This is a genomic window from Dissulfuribacter thermophilus, assembly GCF_001687335.1.
Lineage (GTDB): Bacteria > Desulfobacterota > Dissulfuribacteria > Dissulfuribacterales > Dissulfuribacteraceae > Dissulfuribacter > Dissulfuribacter thermophilus.
Genome location: NZ_MAGO01000009.1, coordinates 39590 through 59412, shown reverse-complemented (window position 1 = coordinate 59412; position 19823 = coordinate 39590). Strand labels below are relative to the sequence as shown.

The 19823-nt window shown below is 45.2% G+C and carries 18 protein-coding genes; 2 read left to right on the top strand and 16 right to left on the bottom strand.

Going from position 1 to position 19823, the window contains the following annotated elements; all coding sequences use genetic code 11:
• The first annotated feature begins 10 nt into the window (after positions 1 to 10).
• Positions 11 to 1423: a phosphoglucosamine mutase gene (glmM, locus tag DBT_RS08625; RefSeq protein ID WP_067619245.1), complete on the top strand. Its 1413-nt coding sequence runs from the start codon at positions 11 to 13 to the stop codon at positions 1421 to 1423.
• Between the two features lie 3 nt (positions 1424 to 1426).
• On the opposite strand, the gene ftsZ is transcribed toward glmM, so the two are convergent.
• From ftsZ to mltG, 15 genes are all read right to left on the bottom strand, one after another.
• On the bottom strand, positions 1427 to 2644 hold the full coding sequence (gene ftsZ, locus DBT_RS08620; RefSeq protein ID WP_067619242.1) for a cell division protein FtsZ: 1218 nt from the start codon (positions 2642 to 2644) through the stop codon (positions 1427 to 1429).
• Between the two features lie 21 nt (positions 2645 to 2665).
• Positions 2666 to 3892, bottom strand: a complete 1227-nt coding sequence (gene ftsA, locus DBT_RS08615) for a cell division protein FtsA (protein WP_067619421.1) — start codon at positions 3890 to 3892, stop codon at positions 2666 to 2668.
• A 19-nt stretch (positions 3893 to 3911) separates the two neighbouring features.
• A complete protein-coding gene (locus tag DBT_RS08610) occupies positions 3912 to 4715 on the bottom strand; it encodes a cell division protein FtsQ/DivIB (protein WP_067619239.1) in 804 nt (267 codons plus the stop codon).
• Positions 4712 to 5725, bottom strand: a complete 1014-nt coding sequence (gene murB / locus DBT_RS08605; protein ID WP_067619236.1) for a UDP-N-acetylmuramate dehydrogenase — start codon at positions 5723 to 5725, stop codon at positions 4712 to 4714. Before murB ends, DBT_RS08610 begins: the two co-directional genes overlap by 4 nt.
• Positions 5694 to 7100 carry a UDP-N-acetylmuramate--L-alanine ligase gene (gene murC / locus DBT_RS08600; protein WP_067619234.1) on the bottom strand — a complete coding sequence of 469 codons (1407 nt, stop codon included), beginning with the start codon at positions 7098 to 7100 and terminating at the stop codon, positions 5694 to 5696. Before murC ends, murB begins: the two co-directional genes overlap by 32 nt.
• A gap of 5 nt (positions 7101 to 7105) precedes the next feature.
• Positions 7106 to 8383, bottom strand: a complete 1278-nt coding sequence (gene murG, locus DBT_RS08595; RefSeq protein ID WP_161939948.1) for an undecaprenyldiphospho-muramoylpentapeptide beta-N-acetylglucosaminyltransferase — start codon at positions 8381 to 8383, stop codon at positions 7106 to 7108.
• Complete coding sequence (gene murD / locus DBT_RS08590) at positions 8337 to 9728, bottom strand: UDP-N-acetylmuramoyl-L-alanine--D-glutamate ligase (protein ID WP_141674261.1); 1392 nt, start codon at positions 9726 to 9728, stop codon at positions 8337 to 8339. Before murD ends, murG begins: the two co-directional genes overlap by 47 nt.
• Before the next feature lie 7 nt (positions 9729 to 9735).
• Entirely contained in the window at positions 9736 to 10815 is a 1080-nt protein-coding gene (mraY, locus tag DBT_RS08585) for a phospho-N-acetylmuramoyl-pentapeptide-transferase (protein WP_067619229.1), read from the bottom strand.
• A 10-nt stretch (positions 10816 to 10825) separates the two neighbouring features.
• Positions 10826 to 12349, bottom strand: coding sequence for a UDP-N-acetylmuramoyl-tripeptide--D-alanyl-D-alanine ligase (locus DBT_RS08580; protein WP_067619226.1), 1524 nt, complete (start codon positions 12347 to 12349; stop codon positions 10826 to 10828).
• Positions 12343 to 13878, bottom strand: a complete 1536-nt coding sequence (locus DBT_RS08575) for a UDP-N-acetylmuramoyl-L-alanyl-D-glutamate--2,6-diaminopimelate ligase (protein ID WP_083186726.1) — start codon at positions 13876 to 13878, stop codon at positions 12343 to 12345. Before DBT_RS08575 ends, DBT_RS08580 begins: the two co-directional genes overlap by 7 nt.
• Positions 13853 to 15085, bottom strand: coding sequence for a hypothetical protein (locus tag DBT_RS08570; RefSeq protein WP_067619224.1), 1233 nt, complete (start codon positions 15083 to 15085; stop codon positions 13853 to 13855). The genes DBT_RS08575 and DBT_RS08570 overlap by 26 nt, the downstream gene beginning before the upstream one ends.
• An 11-nt stretch (positions 15086 to 15096) precedes the next feature.
• Positions 15097 to 15441 (bottom strand): hypothetical protein, encoded by a 345-nt coding sequence (locus DBT_RS08565; protein ID WP_067619222.1) that lies wholly within the window; start codon positions 15439 to 15441, stop codon positions 15097 to 15099.
• Entirely contained in the window at positions 15434 to 16387 is a 954-nt protein-coding gene (gene rsmH, locus DBT_RS08560; RefSeq protein WP_083186725.1) for a 16S rRNA (cytosine(1402)-N(4))-methyltransferase RsmH, read from the bottom strand. The genes DBT_RS08565 and rsmH overlap by 8 nt, the downstream gene beginning before the upstream one ends.
• The gene (gene mraZ, locus DBT_RS08555) at positions 16350 to 16790 is read right to left on the bottom strand and encodes a division/cell wall cluster transcriptional repressor MraZ (RefSeq protein ID WP_067619209.1); all 441 of its coding nucleotides are present in this window, start codon (positions 16788 to 16790) and stop codon (positions 16350 to 16352) included. Before mraZ ends, rsmH begins: the two co-directional genes overlap by 38 nt.
• Positions 16791 to 16988: 198 nt before the next feature.
• Complete coding sequence (gene mltG / locus DBT_RS08550; protein WP_067619207.1) at positions 16989 to 18014, bottom strand: endolytic transglycosylase MltG; 1026 nt, start codon at positions 18012 to 18014, stop codon at positions 16989 to 16991.
• Positions 18015 to 18477: 463 nt separating this feature from the next.
• On the opposite strand from mltG, the gene DBT_RS08540 reads away from it, so the two are divergent.
• Complete coding sequence (locus tag DBT_RS08540) at positions 18478 to 19203, top strand: PP-loop family protein (RefSeq protein ID WP_067619199.1); 726 nt, start codon at positions 18478 to 18480, stop codon at positions 19201 to 19203.
• Here the strand turns inward: DBT_RS08540 and DBT_RS08535 are convergent.
• Positions 19178 to 19780, bottom strand: a complete 603-nt coding sequence (locus DBT_RS08535; protein WP_067619196.1) for an L-threonylcarbamoyladenylate synthase — start codon at positions 19778 to 19780, stop codon at positions 19178 to 19180. The two genes, DBT_RS08540 and DBT_RS08535, sit on opposite strands and share 26 nt — an antisense overlap.
• Between the last annotated feature and the right edge of the window lie 43 nt (positions 19781 to 19823).

Here is a 19823-nt window from a genome sequence, read left to right as displayed (position 1 = left end):
GGAGGTGGATATGGCAAGGCTTTTTGGAACGGATGGTGTTAGGGGAAAGGCAAACATCTACCCAATGACGGTGGATATTGCCTTAAGGATTGGCCAGGCAGTGGCATGCCTCTTCAGAGAAAATGGAGTTAAGCACCGGAAGATACTCATTGGAAAGGATACCAGGATTTCGGGCTACATGTTTGAAAATGCGCTGGTGTCTGGAATATGTTCAATGGGTGTTGATGCCCTTCTTGTTGGCCCAATGCCCACACCAGCAATTGCCTTTCTCACTGCCAACATGAGGGCAGATGCAGGAGTTGTCATATCTGCATCGCACAATCCCTTCGATGACAACGGAATAAAGATTTTTTCTGGAGATGGCTTTAAGCTGCCAGACGATATAGAAGATGACATAGAAAATCTGATAAAGATTCTAGAAGACTCCTCAAAAGAGCAACGACACCGTGGCACAGAATTCATAGGACAGGATTCAGGCCTATTTTCCAAATGTATGAGGCCAACTGGAACAGATGTTGGTAAGGCCTTTAGAATAGACGATGCCCCAGGACGCTACATCGTATTTCTAAAAAATACCTTCCCAAGGCACCTCACCCTCGATGGCATCAAAATGGTAATAGACTGTGCAAATGGTGCCACCTATAAAGTTGCACCTCAGGTTTTTGAAGAGCTAGGGGCTAGGGTCATAAAAATAGGTGTAAGTCCCAATGGAACCAACATAAACGAGGGCTGCGGTGCCCTATGCCTGGGTCCCTTAAGAAATGCAGTTCAGGAATATGACGCACACATCGGGGTTGCCTTTGATGGTGATGGCGATCGGGTCATAATAATAGATGAAAAGGGCAAGGTCGTTGATGGTGATCACATCATGGCCATCTGTGCCAAGTATTTAATGGAACAGGGTAATCTCAATAAAAATACCGTTGTGGCAACTGTCATGAGTAATATGGGGCTAGAACTCGCCCTTTCTTCAATGGGAGCAAGGCTCGTGAGGACAAAGGTCGGAGATCGATACGTTGTCGAGGAAATGCGTAAAAATGGCTACAACTTTGGTGGCGAACAAAGCGGGCATCTTATATTCATGGATCACATTACTACTGGAGATGGCATACTTGCTGCTCTCCAGGTCTTATCTGTTATGCAGACTACAGAAAGACCTCTCTCTGAACTGGCAAAGGTCATGGAATGTTTTCCCCAGGTATTAGAAAATGTAAGGGTACGAGAGAGGAAGGCAGTGCATGAAATACCAGGCCTAGGAGACCTGGTGTCGTCTTTTGAGGAAGAATTTAAGGGCAGAGGCAGAATTTTGATAAGACCCTCTGGGACAGAACCCGTCATCAGGGTCATGGTGGAAGGAGAAGACCACGATTACATAACAGAGGTGGCTAGGGCCCTTTGTGAACACATACAAAGGGCTGCCTAGCCCCTAGTCTGCCTTTTTCCTCAAAAAAGTAGGGACCTCTAACTCGTCCTCATCTATTTCGTCGAGTCCTTTCAATGGGACTTCGTTTGTCTTTTTCCTGGTGACCACCCCACCTCTGAGGTCATCTATTCTTATTACACTGGGTTCGTCCCGGGTTGTATATATCTTTACGCCCTGGTCAGTCAATCCCCTTGGATCTCCATGGACATCATTTTCCCTCTGGGACTTTACATTTACCACCATTGGCTCTGCCTGTTCAGCCTCTCCTCCTATTCCAGTAGCGATCACTGTAACCCTGATCTCATCTCCAATACTCTCATCAAATACTGTTCCCCAAATTATGTTCGCATCCTCATGGGCCTCATCGTGTATAAGTGTGGAGGCCTGTTCGACCTCTTCCCACGTAAGAGTATCTGGGCTCGCAGTAATATTCATCAATATTCCCCTTGCACCACTTATGGTGATGTCTTCTAGGAGTGGATTGGCTATTGCCATACGAACGGCCTCTATTGCACGTCTCTCTCCTCGTGCCATGCCAGTCCCCATCAATGCCAGCCCCATCTCTGACATGACTGTCCTCACATCGGCAAAATCGACGTTTACATAGCCCTGCACCACGATTAGATCTGAGATACCCCTTACCGCGTAATAGAGCACTTCGTCTGCCTTTTTGAAGAGCTGGAAAAACGGCGTCTTTGAATCTGCAAGGCTACGTAACCTATCATTAGGTATGGTAATGATAGTGTCCACTACCTTCCTCAACTCCTCGAGGCCGCGTTCCGCGATCTCTCGACGCCTCTTTCCCTCAAACAGAAATGGCTTGGTAACCACTGCCACTGTAAGTGCCCCTAGCTCCTTACTGATCTCCGCAATTACAGGGGCCCCTCCTGTTCCAGTTCCACCTCCCATGCCAGCTGTGATAAAGACCATGTCACTTCCCTCAAGGGCAGCACGCACCTCTTCAGCACTCTCTTCAGCTGCTTCTCTTCCGATCTCAGGCCTGGCCCCTGCTCCAAGGCCTTTAGTAAGCCCTTTACCGAGCTGAATCTTGACCCCAGCCTTGGAGCGATCCAGGGCCTGGGCATCTGTATTTGCAGCTATAAAATCTACTCCTCTAAGATTGGATTCAATCATATTGTTAACGGCATTACCGCCGCCACCACCTACACCTATTACTCTAATCTTTGCAGAAAGATCAGATTCCACAAATTCAAAGCTCATCTCAACCCTCCAATCAATTAATCAAATCCTGAACCAAGATTTCATTCTTGAGGTCACCCTGTTAAAGATATTCCTGTCCCGTATCCTGAATTTTCTTTTTGGGGCCTTTTTCGCACCATGAAGTAGCAATCCAACAGCAGTAGCAAACTGAGGGCCGTTTATAATATCAGTGAGACCAGTGATGCCCTTTGGAAAGCCAATACGGGTCGGCAGATCAAAGATCTGGTCTGCAATCTCGGCCATTCCAGGGAGTAACGCTGATCCCCCTGTAATCACGACCCCAGAGGCCAAAAGATCCTTGAATTCCGTACGCCTAATCTCCTGTTCAAGCAGTGATAGTATCTCTTCAACCCTCGGCTCCAAGATCTCTGCAAGTATATGTCGGGATAGGAGTCTTGGTTTTCTGCCCCCAACACTCGGCACCTCTATCATCTCATCCTTCTTGACATAGGAACTTAGACAACTTCCAAATCTTAGTTTTATTTTCTCCGCCTCTGTCATTGGAGTCCTTAATCCAACTGCAATGTCATTTGTGAGATTGTTGCCACCGAGTCCAAGGACAGAAGTATGTTTAATAGTCCCTTCAGTAAATATGGCCAGATCTGTGGTCCCACCTCCAAAGTCTATCAACGCTACACCAAGGTCCTTTTCCTCGCTGGTAAGCGTTGCATGAGCAGAGGCCAGAGGTTGAAGCACAATATCTTCTACGTCGAGTCCAGCCCTATTGGCACACTTAATGAGATTTTGCGCTGCTGTCACTGCCCCAGTTACAATGTGAACCTTGGCCTCAAGTCGAACCCCTGTCATGCCAACTGGGTCTGAAATTCCGCCCTGATCGTCTACAATGTATTCCTGTGGAAGACAATGAATGAGTTCTCTGTCCAGAGGGATCGCCACTGCCTTTGCAGCCTCGATCACACGATTTACGTCATCTTCTGTGACTTCCTCTCCCTTTATGGCAATGACACCATGACTGTTGAACCCTTTAATGTGGCTGCCTGCAATACCTATCAAGACCTGTGAGATCTCACAGCCAGCCATGAGTTCGGCCTCTTCAACGGCCCTCTGAATTGAATTGACTGTGCTCTCGATATTTACCACAACCCCTTTTCGTAGCCCTACTGATGGGTGGGTTCCCACTCCCACAACCTCAACTCCGTCTTCAGTCAGCACCCCAACCAGGGCACATATCTTGGTTGTGCCAATATCGAGACCAACGATTATATCACTGTCAGGTGTTGAGCCCATTCGACTCATATCTCCCATCTCATACCCTCTTATCCATAAAAGCCAATGCCATGTTCTTACCTACTGAAAGATTTACAATCTTTACATGCCTATATTTGCCCGAAGAGTAAAGGTGAAATAATATTGATTCTGCCCTCTTAAACTGGACCTTCAAGCCCTGATCCAGGGAAAACACAAGGGGAATTCTAGAGCCCCTTGTTGTGACCACCATGGATTTTCCATCAAATCCCACAGATTTGATGTTCCTTTCGCAAAGTATCCTGCCACGCTTATTTACAAGTCTCACAAACTCCTTAAACGTTCCTACATATTTTATGGTCCTGTCACCATTACCAGAGGCTTTTATCCCCTCTATTTCTATCAGACCATCTGCCTCCTTTCCCTCGGCAACCTTAAAGATCTCGCCATCCGAATCCAATAGATAGGTCTTACCTCTGTCCTTTAAGAAAGCTATTGCACGTCTTTCAACGATGTCTATCACCAGGGTATGTGGGAAATCAGTTGAAATTTTTAAAGACTTTATCCACGGATTCTCTAAAATACGCTCTTTAATGTCCTCCTTCTTTAGGCCCAGTATGTTCTCGCCGTCCTTTAAATCAATGGCGTGGAGCACCCATTGTTTCTTGACCCTATTTATCCCATTTATCTTAATTTCCTGAACCGCAAACAAGGGAGTGGAGTGCAACCATTTCCAGCCCAGACGTATACCATACGTTCCGCCAACAATTAAAATGGCGATAAAGAGCACAGCCACCAGAACCTGTGGCCTAACAGTCTTTTTTGCCTTTGTCTTCTTCCTGTATGTTTGCCTTACAGCTTTCAAAGACTCACTCCCATAGTTTTTACCTCAGGTTCCAACAAGACATTAAAATTCTCAAATACCTTTTCCCTCACACGTTTTATAAGATCAACTACATCCTGTGCCCTTGCTCTATCAAGGTTCACTATAAAATTGGCATGTTTGACAGACACAGCTGCCCCGCCACATTGCATTCCCTTCAACCCTGCCATCTCAATAAGTTTTCCAGCAGGGGTGGAGCGAGGATTTTTAAATATGCAACCGGCACTGGGTTTACCTAAAGGCTGTGTCTTTTTTCGCCGATCCATTATAGACAAAACATAATCCCTAACTATTCGTTCCCTTGATTTTTGCAGGGAAATCCTGGCCCCAGCAATGATAAGTTTTGAGTTTTGAGTGTTGAGTGTTGAGTTGAAGGAACGCTCCATTAAAAGTTTTGAGTTTTGGGTGTTGAGTGTTGAGTTGAAGGAACGGTCTTCGATCACGCACTTTCTATAGCCAAACTGCACTTTTTCTCTGGGAATCCATCTTGTACCGCCTGAATCAGCAATAAGTAAATGGGTAACCAAGTCTCCAATGGCGACGTTTTTTCCCCCAGCATTCATTGCAATTGCCCCACCTACACTCCCGGGGATGCCGGCAAGCCCCTCGCAGCCGCTTAACCCATTCTTAACTGAAAGGGCAACTAATCTTTTAAGGGAGAATCCAGCCCCCACTTCATACTGTCCTTCACCTATGCTCTTGATCCAGGCAAGTCCCCTGGTATCTAAAACGCAATCAACACCATGGTCAGAGATGATTACATTGCTACCCCCACCTAGAATGTGAAAGTCAATCTCATTGTCTTTTAGCAGCCCAAGGCACGATACCAAGGCATCCACAGATAGGGGCGCAATCCAAAGTCTTGCATCACCTCCAATCTTGAAGGTTGTTAGCGAAGAGAGATTGCTATCCCTCTTCACCCAAATATCTGGAATGCCCTTTAACTGGGTATATATTTTTTCAAATAGTTGCCTTGATGGCCTTTTGTTCATTTACAAGCTCCGCAATCGTCTTTCCAATCTTGCCCATGTTTCCTGCGCCAAGAGTTAGAATCACATCTCCTGGCTTAATATCTTCCATGACCTTTTCCGGTAGCAAAAAAGGATCTTGGACAAACTGGACCTCACCACCCCATTTCTGTTGGATTGTAGAGGCCAACCGTCTTCCTGTTATACCTACAATGGGTTTCTCACTTGCTGGATAAATTTCAGTCAAATACAACCTATCTGCTTCATCAAAACACGTTTGAAATGCGTCCATCAATGCCAAGGTCCTACTGTATCGATGGGGTTCAAATAGGACTACCAGCCGCCTTCCTGGAAAACATGCCCTTGCTGCCTTGAGAGTGGCCTGAATCTCTGTTGGATGATGTGCATAGTCATCAACAAGTGTCAGTTCTTCAGTATCCAGCAGGATCTCAAAGCGCCTACCCACTCCTCTATAGCGTTCAAGACCACTGCGTATGACCTCAAAGGGTAATTCTAATTCAAGGCCAACCCCTATGGCTGCAAGGCTGTTCCTCACATTATGTAGACCTGGGACCTTGAGGGTGATGTCTCCGAGAAACTCATTATCTTTCCACACTTCAAAACTTGAACCATAGCCTTTGTATTGGATATTCTTTGCCTGGATATAGTTACCCTCTGATACACCATAAGTTATAGTGCGTTTCTTGATAAATTTTGCACATTCCAGGAGATTCGGATCATCCCCACAGATTATTGCAGCTCCGTAAAAAGGGACCTTTTTCAAAAAGTTAGTAAATGTCTGTTTGATGTGCTCAAGGTCTTTATAATAATCCAGGTGTTCTTCTTCGATATTGGTCACTACTGCAATCGAAGGGGTGAGATATAGAAAACTTCCGTCACTTTCATCTGCCTCAGCAACTAAAAATTCACCCCTTCCCCATCTGGCATTGGTCCCCAGGGACTTCACCTGCCCTCCAATAATGAGGGTTGGATCAATATTTGCTGCCTCAAGAACAGCACCAATCATTGAGGTCGTTGATGTCTTACCGTGGGTACCTGAAACTGCCACACCAAATCTCTTGAGACGCATGAGTTCTGCCAACATCTGCGCCCTTGGGATGATGGGGATCTGAACACGCATTGCCTCCAATACTTCAGGGTTTTGTTTTGAGACAGCACTGGAGGTAACTACTACGTCTGCTCCGTGTACATTCTCTGGTTTGTGTCCAATAGAAATATGAGCGCCCAGTTTGACTAACCTCTGGATCGTAGACGAATGCCTAATATCCGATCCAGAGACCTTATAGCCCAGTTCCAACAACACGCTGGCAATAGCGCTCATTCCAATTCCGCCGATACCTACAAAATGTATATGATGTTTCCTAATCTTTCTGTACATCCTAATTACGCTTCCTCCACAATCTTCAGAATTTGCTCTGCAATGGTCTTCGCTGCGTATGGCTGCGCAATGGATCTCGCAGCCTGCCTCATCTGGCTCAGCCTTTCAGTATCTAACAACAGGGCCTGAATTGTTGAAGCAAGTCTTTCTGGACCCACCTCGTTTTCGCGGAATGTAATAGATGCACCACAGCTTTCAAGCTCCTTGGCATTTGCCTCCTGGTGGCTAGAGGCAGCATGAGGATAAGGTATCAATATAGACGGTGTCCCCGTAACTGAAAGCTCGGCACAAGTGCCAGCACCTGCCCTAGAAACCACGAGATCTGCCCAGGCATAGGCACTGGCCATATCATTGATGAATCCATATACCGATGCCTTGATTCCAGCTTCTCTATACACCCTTCTAGTATATTCCTGGTCCTGTTTACCGGTCTGATGAATGACTTCCAGATCTATTCCTGATTTGGCAAGGATAGCTAAAGCACATGTGGCTAGCCTGTTTATGGCCCTGGCCCCTTGACTGCCGCCAATCACCAGTATGTGTTTTGGCCTTGAAGCATACTCTTTGCCATCATCGTGTTTATTGAGTTTTAAAAACTCCTCTCTAACGGGGTTTCCAGTAAGTATTGATTTGCCCCCAGGGAACCAACTCTGCGATCCCTTGAAACTAATGAATATCTTTTGAGCAAATCTGGCTCCAAGACGATTTGTAAGGCCTGGTATGACATTTTGTTCATGAATCACAAGTGGTATATTGAGGCTTCTCGCAGCGATCATGACTGGACCCGCCACATATCCACCGATACCAAGGACTACATTGGGATTGAAATCCTTCAAAATGGAACGGGCCCTCGATATAGAAATGGGTAGCGTTGTAATTGCCCTAATCAAACTACCCAATCCAGCTCCGTGAAATGGCCGGACCTTGAGTTCTGTATACTCTATAGTCAACGATTCAAGGATCTGTCTTTCCACTTCTTTTCCAGTTCCTATCCATAGGATATTGAGAGGTCTCAAGGCCTCGAGCGCTCTTAGAATGGCGACACCAGGAAAGATATGTCCTCCGGTCCCGCCACCTGCCACGGCCACGTTAAGCCTATTTGACAAACGATCACCGCCCAGCCCATCTGCATTGCTGTCGGGTGCTCTATGGCTAGACATTGTGCCTTCGCAGTCTCCGTAACGCATCTGAAACAGCATGCCAGGGCTACCAGTAAAAGGATTGATTGTAATGGGGTTAGAGCCGTTTGACTGCATCTCTAAAGGCCTCACCCCTTTCTTCATATCCGCCAAAAAGGTCGAAACTTGCACACGCTGGGGACAATAGCACCACATCCCCATCTTCAGCTTTTGAAAAGGCAAGTTTCACTGCCTCTTCCATCTTCTGCCATCCATCACCTTTCCCATTGACCAAAAAACAAGGCACGTTGCCTAAACTACGCTTCAGATCTTCTGCTGAACTCCCCATTAGTACTGCCGCCTTTACTCTATTTTGAACGTTTTGTTCCCTTAATAGACTGAAGTCCTGTCCCTTTCCTAGGCCTCCGGCTATTAAAACTATTGGTGCATCAATAGATCTAATAGCGGCCAGGGTGGCGTGGAGATTCGTCGCCTTAGAATCATTAATAAACTTCACACCCTTTACTGTTTTCACCAATTCAAGCCTGCTTTTAGGGAGTTTAAATCTCTCTATAACCCTTTGAATAACCGAAATCTTCGCCCCCATTAACCTGGATGCGGTAATGGCTGCATATAGGTTAGAGATGTTGTGTTCTCCTGGCAAATTGACCTTACTGAGGTCATAGTCTTCTTCCCCACCCTCTGGCCACATAATCGTGAGCACTGAGGTCTTTGGGCCTAGACTAGAGGACTTAATCACTATTGTCCTTGCCTTAGGCACCACACCTAGCCCCTTCAACAGTGCCAGTTCATCTTCTCCTGTTATGGCCCACCCCGATCTGTCCTGAAACTGAAATATCCTAGCCTTGCTCTTGGCGTATGCGTCAAAGTCCTCATATCGTTCCAGGTGATCCTGGGCAACATTGAGGAGGACCGCCACATCGAAAACTGGTTGCGGTAATTGATAACTATCCCGTTCCCATGGAAAAAGGTCTAACTGAAAACTGCTAATCTCAGCAACCAGTACTGTGCCTGGAGGAACGGAATCCACCTGTTCCAGTATTGGATTACCAATATTTCCCCCAACAAAGACTGGGACACCAGACTCTTTCAACATCTGTCCCACAAGGGTGGTTACAGTAGTCTTACCATTAGTTCCGGTAATACCTATCTTTGGCCCCTTCCAAAGGCTTACTCCAAGGCAAGCCTCACCAACAATGGGGATATTGAGGCGCCTTGCCTCCTCAAGTATGGGAATGTCATGTGGTATCCCTGGGCTAGGACAGATCACATCTGAGGTCAATATTTTATCTTCACTGTGCTCCCCAAAATCCACTACGACCCCTTTGGCCTCACACCACTCGAGGAGGTCTTTGGGCCATTGATCTTTGGGCCTTTTATCGCTCAAGACGCACTCAAAGTCCATCTTGACTGCCCAACGAGCAGCAGAAATCCCGCTTTTGCCTATGCCTAGAACAGCAAGCTTTTTCATTGCCCTACGTCTATTCAATCCCTTTCTATCTTAACTTTAACGTACTCACTCCCAGCAGTCCCAAGATGACAGCTAAAATCCAAAACCGCACTATTACCTTTGGCTCAGGCCATCCCTTTAATTCAAAATGGTGATGTATGGGAGCCATCCTGAAAATTCTCTTACCACCTGTTGTCTTGAAATAGGCCACCTGTAACATCACAGAGAGCGCCTCGACAACAAAAATGCCCCCTACTATCAAAAGCAGTAGCTCTTGCTTAACAATTACGGCCACGGCACCGAGACTCCCTCCAAGGGAAAGACTACCTACGTCTCCCATAAAGATTTCAGCAGGATAGGAATTGTACCACAAAAATCCTAATCCTGCCCCCACCAGTGCCCCGCAAAAAATTGAGATCTCTCCAGCCCCTTTGACATGAGGGATCAGCAGGTATCGTGCTAGTTCAAAGTGGCCTGCTAAATACACAAACAGACCGTAGACAGCGGCACATATTATGAAAGGACCAATGGCCAGACCATCAAGACCATCTGTGAGGTTTACTGCATTGGAAGCACCTGTTATTACTAGTACTATAAAGGGCCAGTAAAAGACGCCAAGGTCAGGATGTAGATTCTTGAAAAAAGGGACACTCAACCTCGTATCCAACAAATCAAACTTGTACAGCACCATGCCGAAAATTAACGAGATGAGTATTTGAAAAACCAGCTTCCACCTACCGGCAAGTCCCCGTGAATCCTTGAGTCTTATCTTTTTTAGGTCATCAATGAGGCCAATACAACCGAACGACACCAATATCCATAAGACAAGCCATATGTACACATTTTTTAGGTTTGCCCAAAGTAGTGTGGAGACGGTTACAGCCCCAATGATAAGGAGCCCCCCCATACTAGGTGTACCTTCTTTTTTCAGGTGAGTCTTTGGTCCCTCTACGCGAATGGTCTGGCCCGCCTTGAGCCGCCGCATCTTTTCTATGAACCACGGCCCCAAAAAAAGGACGATGGCCATGGCAAATATTGCAGCATAAATGGCCCTAAAGGTAATGTACCTGAAGACATTGAACACTGGGCACAAGTCTTGAAGGGGTATTAGGAGATGGTACAGCATAGCCTCTCTTTCACCTTCTCAATGCATCAATGATCTTTTCCATCCTCATTCCCCTGGAGCCTTTCACAAGTATCCAGGCATCCCTTGGAAACAACTTGCTGGCTTGTTCTTTTATATAGTTAAAAAGTGAATCAGTATCCTCAAACATGAGACATTTTTCCTCACTCATACAGGCTTGGCTTGCTCCTCTTAAAATGTCTTTTGCATAGGTTCCAGCAGCTAAAATCATTGATATTCCCGTAGACGCAGCGTATTTTCCCATTTCAAAGTGATAGTGACTGGCACTTTCTCCAAGCTCAAACATGTCTCCTAGGACTGCGCAACGAAATTCGCTCTCAGACCAGAGGGCCAGAGTTGCCAGGGCATTTTTCATAGACGCGGGATTTGCATTATAAGTATCATCTATTACTGTCCAATCCCCCATCTTTGTAATAAACAGCCTTCCAGGCATTGGCTTTGCCCTCTTTATGGCCTCTTTTATAATTTTTAAGTCAATACCTCCTGCAATCCCCACACAGATTGCCGCAATCAAATTCTGAAGGTTCCCAAGGCCTGGAAGAAGACTGTAAAATTCCTCCCTGACACCGTTTACTTCAACGACAAAGCTAGTGCCAAAACCATTGGGTCTCCACGACACAAGCCTTACAAACTCTTTAGTTTCAGGACTTTTTTGCCCTTCGAGAGAATAACCAATCTTTTTACAATGGATATTAGAGGCATATTTTTTTATGAATGGATCATCTAAATTTACGCAGGCCACGGAATCGTCTCTGAGATTTTGAAAGAGCCTTGCTTTCTCCTTGGCAACACCTTCTATTTCCCTAAGCCCCTCGAGGTGAGCTGGGGCTATGTTGGTGATTAGGGCTATATCAGGCATTGCCACTCGAGTAAGCCTTTCAATCTCTCCTGGTTGATTCATTCCCAGTTCAAATACGCCCCATTCATGAAAACTTTTGGCATTCAATATGGTTATGGGGAGGCCTACAAGATTATTGAAATTTTTATAGGTAGATATGACTTCAAAGGATCCTTCATATATCTTCGTAACAAGCTCTTTCGTCGACGTTTTGCCACAACTTCCGGTTATACAAATTGATTTTAAGGCCAGTTTTTTTCTGTACCATGCGGCAATAGAAAGAAGTGCTTCCAATGTATCCTCTACCACAAGACAAGGTATGGAGTTAATGACAAAGTCTTCGGGTATAAATTCTACTATTAGGAGTCTTGCCCCATTCTTTACAGCTTCACCGAGAAAATCATGGGCATCAAACCTTTCTCCTTTGAGTGCCAAGAATGCATCACCTGGCTCAATAAATCGTGTATCAGTGGCAATGGGGCCAATCTCTATGCTTGGGGCACCATTTACGATTTTTCCCCTTGTAATTACGGCTAATTTTTCAAGACTACAGCCTATAGGACCTGTCCTACGCTGTTCAAAGGGGTTTTCCCTCTGACCTCCAAAGGAGGAGGCAGCTCCAGCCTGTGACTCAGGGATATCTTTATATTCGGGGAGATTTTGTGAGACCTTCAACATGACAACTTTTCCTCTAATGCCCTTTTTAAAATCACCCTATCATCAAAATATATCTTTTGATTGTCAATTATCTGACAAGTTTCATGCCCCTTACCCAAAACCAAGACTGCATCCCCGGTCTTCGCCTGTTCAATTGCCCAGAAAATTGCCTCTTCTCTGTCGGGAATGACCTTTATTGATTCTCTCATCCGATCCCTGTCACTAACGCCATGGAGCATGTCATCAATGATCCTCAGAGGGTCTTCAGACCTTGGATTGTCAGTGGTAAAAACCGCTATATCAGAAAGCCTGGATGCTATAGCCCCCATAAGAGGCCTTTTCCCCCTGTCTCTGTCACCTCCACATCCCAAGACAGTTATTACACGTCTTGGTCCAAGGAGACTAATCTCTTTCAATATTCGTTCCACTGCATCTGGAGTATGGGCATAGTCTACAAAAGCCATTATAGAAGAGTCGCTAGCCACTCGCTCCATCCTGCCAGGTATGTTCCTGCACTTGGCTATTCCCATTTGAATGGCATGGGAAGGAATCTCCATGGATATAGCAGCAGACACAGCGGCAAGTATGTTGTAGACATTGAATTTACCAATGAGCTCAGAAGTAATAGAGACAGTCTTCCCATAGAGGTCTATGGCCATATAAATGCCATTTATGTCGATATTGAGTTTCTTTGGCCTAATATCGGCCTCATTGTCAATTGCATAGGTAATGCTTTCACCCCTTGAATGAAGATACATGGTCTTCCCATAGGGATCGTCAATATTGAACACAGAGACCTCTGGACAATAGTCTGAAAAGAGGCTTTGTTTTGCCAAAAAATAATTGTCCATTGTCTTGTGATAGTCCAAATGATCTCTGGTCATATTGGTGAATACAGCACACCTAATCTTGGAACCCCAAAGACGCTTTTGATCCAATGCATGGCTTGATGCCTCCATAATTATGGAGTCCGCGCCATTTGTTATCATTTCCCGTATTGTCCTTTGAAGAGTCACAGGATCAGGAGTTGTAAGGGGAGCGGGCCACGAAAGTGACCCTAGTCTATAATTCACAGTACCAATGACCCCTGGCCTCAGTCCTGCCTCTTTTAAAATGGCTTCCATAAGATAAGTAAAAGTGGTCTTACCATTGGTACCGGTAACAGCCACAACAGGGCAACTCTCTGTTGGGTTTCCATAAAACAGGCTTGCTGCAATCCCGGCACAGGCCTTTGTGTCTCGACTCAATATGGACGAAATATATTTAGGGATGCCTGCACCTTCTGGAAGAATCACCATATTGGCGCCATTTCTAACGGCATGTTCAATATATTCTTCGCCAGAACTGCGTTCCCCCCTTATGGCAACAAAAAGGTAGCCTTGCCTTACCTGTCTGGAATCAATTGCAATCCCCTTGATATCAGGTGGTAGTTCACCGTGGATAGAGACTACTAGATCACCAAGACCTCGAACCAATTCTTTGGTCTTGAGACAAAAGGGCTTAACTGGAACACCCAGCGAGCTCTTATTGGACGACTTTTTTAACGTCACCTTCTCCGCCTACCCTATAAGAGAGTATTTTTTCCTCAGGTAATGCTGCTCCGAGCTTGAGTGCACGTCTGGCTCTGCTTAGTATCCCAGGCCTTTGAATAGGATCATAGGATGCGCCTTTAATGGCGGTTATGTAAACCACCTTGGGAGATTGCCTTGGCCAATAACCCAATGCAATAATCTCGCACCTCTTTGATCCTGATGTCTCTTCCTTCTTCCACCAAACGCTTGCTATGGAAGGAGTAGAGAAACCAGACAAGAGCTCTCTAAGAGATTCTCTCTTTTTCTGATCAAGCCACGGTATGGCTCGCTTTTCAGATGGAAAGTCTAGGGTGTTGATAAAATATGGAGAGATCAATCCATTATCGTTAATTAAGGATGCGAAGGCCCTGAGAATATTTAGGGGAGAGGATTTGAAGTCTTCCTCAAAGATATTGTAGGTGTAGATAGGCACCTTTCCATTACCATCTCCAAAACCCAAATCAATTAGTTCTTTTGTTACTGACCTCTTTTCATCTAAAAAACGTTGCAGAGTGGATTTAGTCCAGGGGGACCAGAGGCTTTGGCCACTATCTATGTCAACCCACTTATGCCCACTCTTGAGATTGTCTTCATCAAATTCTTCATTTTCCCGTAACCATCTGATTGGGATTGAGAGCAGCCCTGGATGAAAAAGTGGTTTGAGATAAAGTGGTTCACCTATGTGTGCCTCGTCTTCCTTAAGCTTAGACCTAGTTGAAAGGGCAAGGATTTCTCCAGTATTTGCATCCATCATTATAAAACAGCCAAAGGTGGCATTAAATTTGGCCATTTGCATATTGAGGACTTCTTCTGACGTGATCTGAACCTCTCTTTCGAGGGTAAGACTGATGTCTTTTTGGGATAACAAGACCTCATCCATCAAGAGCTCTGCACCAAATATACCCCTTCCCCATGAATCCACCTCACCAATAATGGCCTTGGCCATGTCGCCGTAAGGGTAAATCCGTTTTACTGCTCCACTGGGGTCTTTTTTACTATAGGCGAGCAATGTCCCAGTCCTGTCAAATATATTTCCACGTATTGGAACGTAGTTAGGCCCAGTATTGGCCTCTATTTCAGTTTCAGGTCCCCTAAACAAGAAACAAAATAGGGGAACAAGGAGTACCACCAACAATGAGAGGAAGGGGATTTGGGGTCGTCTTGTCTTTTTTCTATTCCTTTTCATGGATGTCCCCTCTATTTGATGTGGACGATTTGGCTTTTCTTGGGAGGATGTAGGCCAAGGGCCCTTCCTATTTTCTCCAAGCGCGTCTTTTCAGTAAAGCGCGCCAACTCCCCTTTTAGTCTCTCCTCCTCTTCACCGAAGGCCTTCAGTTCCTCCCTGTAGGTCGAGATCTCTTTGGATACACTTTTGATCTCGTATCCTGTTACCACGCTCAATCCAAAAAGGACGACTGAAATAAATATTAGCCCCATCTCTCTCAGAGATATGGTACTCCTTGCCCCAGATCTCTGTCTGGTTCTAAGCCTGTGGGTGGACTGCAATCTGGCTGTTTTTAATGAAGCGGCCCTGCTAAACATTATTTACCTCCTCAGCGCTGATCCTCTCAGCGCATCTAAGTTTTGCACTCCTTGCCTTTGGATTTACAGTTATTTCCTGGCTAGTTGGCCTGAGAGGCCGTTTTGTTATGGGACGCATGCGTGGGTCATTTTTGAAGCTGTGTTTTACGAGCCTGTCTTCCAGAGAATGGAATGAAATAACAAGGAATCTTCCACCCTCATTCAAGATGTTTGGAAAGTCATGTAGGGCCACTTTAAGGTTATCGAGTTCTCGATTGAGAGCGATCCTGAGCGCCTGAAACGTGCGAGTTGCAGGGTGGATTCTTTTGGGATGAAAACGCCTTGGTATTGCGCGCTTAATAGCCTCTGCAAGGCCTTTACTCGTGGGAATAGAGGTGTGCTCACAGTAGTCTTTCACTACCCCTGCGATCTTTTTAGCCCATTTTTCCTCGCCGTACTCCCTGATGAGTGCGGCTAACTGGGCCTCTGAAAGGTTATTGATGAGATCGAGTGCTGTTGTAGGTTCCGAGTCGTCCATGCGCATGTCCAGTGGTTCATCCTTTGTGAAACTGAATCCCCTACCGCTAGACGTAAGATGCATGGTTGACAGCCCCAGATCCAATAAAATGGCATCGAGTTTTGATATGCCATAGGCGGGAATGAGTTGCGGGATGTGTCTAAAGTTTGAATGAACGAATTCCACCCTATTTTTGTGCGAGTTCAGTCTCTTTCTGGCGATACTTAAGGCATTCTTATCCCAGTCAATGCAAAAATATCTCTCAATAGATGACACGTTTTCCAAAAGTGTATGTGCATGTCCACCTGCTCCACAGGTGCCATCAGCTACGGATCTTGGCCTGATTTCAGCAAGGAGCCTCAACACCTCTTCTTCCATTACAGGAACGTGAGGTAGGTCCTCCGGATTCGATTTATTTTGTATTATCTGAGACAAAGCTACTGTATTCATCAAACTGTTCTTTTACGATCTTCAATTCTTGTTCTAATTTATCCCTGCTCCAAATCTCGAAGTGATCAAGCATTCCCAGTAGGACTACTTCCTTTTCTATTTCCACTTCATCCCTCAAAGTAGCAGGAATGAGTATACGCCCATGTGAATCTAGCTTGCACTCAACTGCAGATGCAACAAAATACCTTTGAAATTGTTGAATTTTTGGGGGCGGAAGGGGGTGACCTAAGAAACGCTCTTCAATCTTCCTCCACTCTTCATAAGGATAGGCAACTAAGCATTTTACCTGGTTTGTAACGAACAGTTTTTCCGAATATTTACTTTTAAGCACCTCCTTGAACCGTGCAGGGATACTGAGCCGTCCCTTAGCATCCAGAGAATGTATGGATTTCCCGCGGAACACAGCTCCCCCTTTTTCCCACTTTAGCCCACTAGTTACCACTATAGGAAAAACAAAAGGGGAGTGTCAAGGGGTTTTTTATCAAAAAAAGGGGCTAAAGTCTGCTATATTAGCTATATAATCTTTAAAAATCTTGCCAAAATCTCCGCCAACCTTGTTATTTCTTTCATTTTTAGAGAGGTGGGAAGAAGTGGTACATTTTTACTTAGGACGCAATTTTTTAATCTGATAACGATAAACCGCCCTATTGTGTTCTTCAAGGGTCTTGGAAAACTTGTGGGCCCCGTTGTTCATGGAAACAAAATAAAGATAGTCTGATTTTACTGGCTCCAAAACTGCTCTGATTGACTGAACACCTGGATTACAAATAGGGCCCTTTGGCAACCCCTTTATGATATAAGTATTATAAGGGCTTTTATACCTAAGATGCCTGGTACGAAGCCTTCTCGGATAGATCCCCTTATCTACCAGCAGCCCATAACGAACCGTCGGATCTGCCTGGAGTCGCATACCTTTTTTCAATCTATTCAAAAATACTGATGCGATCAGAGGACGCTCTTTGGGCAAAAGGGCCTCTTTTTCTACAATTGACGCCAGTATCACTACTTCTTTTATCCCAAGATCTGTTTCTTTTATCTTTTCATCGAATCCATTTTCCTTCCATACTTGCCAAAATCTCTTTACAAATATCTCTATAACCTCTGTGGCGTTTAAACCTGCTGAGACGAAATATGTATCTGGGAATAAAAAGCCTTCAACAGTGTCCCCAGGCACTCCGAGAGATTTAAGCAGCTTTTTGTTTTTTGCCTCTTTCAAGAATTCAGATCTTGGAAACAGTCCAGCCTCTTCCAGTAGTTTTGCCACATCATACATATTTTTCCCTTCCGGAATAGTTATGACATAGCGTATTTCACGACCCTCAACTAAAGCCTGAAGAATCTCTGCAGAAGACATGGACGGACTTAAGATATATTTCCCCGCCTTTATTTCTCTTTCTTTTCCTTGAAAAAGAGTAAGAAGGCGAAAAGCGAGTCTTGATCTTATCAGATTTTTCTCTTTTAATCCTTGGGCAACTTCATTGAGGGTGCTACCTTTTTCCACAGTAAAAATTGTGGAGTTATCACTAACTGAAACAGGTTCAAGCGACCGCTTGTAATATGTTATTGCTGCGATGAAAAGGAATAGAAGTATAAAAAATATCCATATTGACCAAAGACCCTTTTTCATGAGCTACAATCAGTCCCTGTTATGTGATTTTAGCACAGAATTAATTTTCCGTGTCCGTCTGCGTCAGCCCAGTAAACAAAGAAGACAGAGGGCCTGTTTTACATGGTCACAGACAGACGAAGCCATTTTGAAAAGTGTCAACCCATGTGTGACCTATTCCGAATTTAGAGACATCAAGTTCAATTCTTCCCAATACATGAATTAAGGAGCAAATGCAAGGGGGTCACATGAGGGCTAATTTTTTAAACGTTCATGTGTTAATTAGCACACCCCGTAGGATGAAACGGGAAAAGAGGGAGAAGGGAGAAGCCGGCAATCTGGAACTTCAGACCCTATGCCCTTTGGCCACTGACTTTCGGTACTGGCAATACTTGCTTCTACCTTCTACCTTCTTCCTTCTACCTTATGTAAAGAGCGGGAAGCACGTATTTTTCACAGGAAAAATATAGCATTTGGAGTTGATATGTCCTTTCTCAAAAAAGAGGTAAATCGACTTGTAGGAAAGTGTATACACACCTATGGGTTATTGGAACATGGAGACAAGATACTCGTTGCAGTTTCAGGTGGAGAAGATAGCCTTGTAGCCCTGTATTTTCTAAGGCAGTGGCAAAAAAAGGCGCCAATCAGCTTTAGTATCCTCCCTGTATATCTGGATATGGGATTTGGAGGAGACACAAGGGCCATATTAGAAGATTACTTTTCCAAAGAGGGGCTGTCTTATCACATTGAAGACACAAATTATGGGATCCTTGCCCATAGCCCATTTAACAGGAAAAAGAGCCCCTGTTTTCTATGCGCCATGCTCAGGAGAAAACGCCTTTTTGAGCTGACCCATGCCTTTGGTTGTAACAAACTCTGCCTTGGGCACAATCAAGACGACATTATTGAAACCTTTTTCCTGAACCTCCTCTTCAGTGGGGAACTCAGTACAATGGTGCCTAAACAAGTCATGTTCAAAGGCCTCATCACCATCATAAGACCCCTTGCATTTATCCCCAAGGGAAAAATCGGGGCCCTCTCCCTTGAACTCGGTCTTCCAACCTCAGAAAACCCCTGTCCTTCTGCTGGAAAGTCTAAAAGACAGGAGGTCAAAGACCTTTTACAAGGTGTCTACAAACTCAACCCGGACGCAAGAGGAATAATCATGAGAGCCCTTTCAAACGTCAAGACAGAATATCTTCTGTCTTGATGACCCCTTCTCTCAACACGGTAGGCGGAGACGTTGAAGGATCAACGATGGTACTTGGCGGGCTTAATGGCAAAACACCTCCGTCAAGGATATAGACTAAAAGGTTTGATTTAAGATTGCCTAACACCTCTTGCGGAGACCTTGCAGGTGGGGCACCAGAAGGGTTTGCACTGGTACCTGTAATGGGAATGCCACTGGCCTCGATGAGTTCCCTGGCTATTGGATGAGAAGTAAGCCTTACTGCTATCTTGCCCTGGGGATTCTTCAATCTATTGTCCAGCCCAGGCAATGCGTCAAAAAGTATTGTAAGGGGGCCAGGCCAAAAGCGTTCTATCATGGCCCTCGCCTCATCTGGAATCCGTTCTGTTACCTTTTTCAGATCATCCAAACGTGAGATCAGGACTAAAAGGGGCTTTTCTTCTGGACGCTCTTTGAGATCATAAATGGTCTTTAACGCCTCACTATGGTAAATGGAGGCGCCTAGGCCATAACTGGTCTCTGTAGGAAAGGCTACGACGCCTCCATCTCTTATTATTCTTGCCGCTTTCTTGATTGATGTCCCAATTAGTGAGGTCATGTACTTGCCTTCAAGGTCCCAACCCAGATTATTCCCCTTCACT